Annotated in this window: 1 protein-coding gene; it reads right to left on the bottom strand. The window is 45.0% G+C overall.

What is annotated here, in order from left to right; translation table 11 throughout:
* Positions 1 to 52 precede the first annotated feature (52 nt).
* Positions 53 to 1,225 (bottom strand): IS256 family transposase, encoded by a 1,173-nt coding sequence (locus EKM73_RS12695; RefSeq protein ID WP_057879063.1) that lies wholly within the window; start codon positions 1,223 to 1,225, stop codon positions 53 to 55.
* Between the last annotated feature and the right edge of the window lie 114 nt (positions 1,226 to 1,339).

Raw genomic sequence — 1,339 nt, 5'->3', positions numbered from 1 at the left:
GGGAGTGTCAAATTTTTTGTGTAAATGGAAGTCCTCTCCCATTAGCTAGCTTCTAATACATGGATTCTAACGTATCTTGAATTTGCTTGAAACCTCGATGCGTTCGCTCAAAATTTTGGCCGTTGTAGTCACGAATAACTGTGACCAGAACGCGTTCTAGTGCTGGTTCATTTGGAAATTGTTCTTTCTTCTTTGTCTGCCGTTTTAGCTTCTTGTTGAATGATTCAATGAGATTTGTGCTGTAGATGCTACTGCGTATCGCAGCTGGAAAAGTGAAACAGGTCAAGAGATGAGGATTATTTTCTAGCTTGCCCGTTACTTTTGGATACGCCTTTTGCCACTTGTCTATGAAGTCAGCTAAGGCCTGTTTTGCGTCGTCCATGGTAGCTGCTTGATGGATCAGTTTGAAGTCGTTAAGGACCTCTTGTCGGTCCTTAGTTCGAACGTGAGCTTCAATGTTCCGACTGACGTGGATCAGGCACTGCTGGAGCTTAGCCTTAGGGAAGTGGTCACCAATTGTGTTGGTAAGGCCGACTAAGCCATCGGCCACGAATAAGAGGACTTCTTTTACACCACGCTGCTGAATGTCCACGAGAAGCTCTTCCCAAACGGTACTGGATTCAGTTGGAGCGACTTGGTATGCTAGGACCTCTTTCATACCATTTGGTCGAATGCCAATGGCGATATGCACGGCTTCTTTAGCCACTGAGTCCCGGCGCAGAGGTAAGTATGTTGCGTCCACATAAATGACTGCGTAACGACTCGCTAGAGGGCGCGTCTTGAAGGCGTTGACCTGTTGGTCAACGACCTTCGTGAGGTTTGAAACCGTTTGTGGTGTGTAATGAGCACCATACATTTTCTCAATCAAATCCGCGATCTCACTAGTGGTAATCCCTTTTTCGTAGAGCTGGACAACCGTGGCTTCTAAACCATCCGTTTGGCGTTGATAGCTTGGAATAGTTTGCGTATTAAAGGCGCCATTTCGGTCGCGTGGAACCTCCAAGTTTAGTTCCCCATACTTAGTTTTAAAGGTTCGCAGATAATGCCCATTGCGTGAATTGCCGCTGTTAAAGCCTTGGCGGTCGTAGGGTTCATAACCGAGGAACGATGAAAGTTCCTCGTGCATTAAATCATTGATGGCCGTTTCCAAATGTTGCCGAAAAACTTCGTCCAAATCTTGCTTTTGTGCTAGTGCTGCCATAATTTCTTTGTTAAACTGAGTCATGGGGAAAGCCTCCTATGTCCTATGAAGTGAGTGTGGTTGCTAACTATCATAAGGGAGAGGCTTTCCCTTTTCAATTGCTTATTTTTCTATTTACACATAATTATTTAAACACTC

It is taken from the genome of Levilactobacillus fuyuanensis, from assembly GCF_003946395.1.
GTDB lineage: Bacteria > Bacillota > Bacilli > Lactobacillales > Lactobacillaceae > Levilactobacillus > Levilactobacillus fuyuanensis.
Note: the sequence above shows the minus strand (reverse complement) of the source record. Positions and strands in the feature narration are given on the sequence as shown.

Excerpts from the sequence above, each read along its gene's own strand:
- EKM73_RS12695 (WP_057879063.1), bottom strand. The coding sequence starts at position 1,225 with ATGACTCAGTTTAACAAAGAAATTATGGCAGCACTAGCACAAAAGCAA.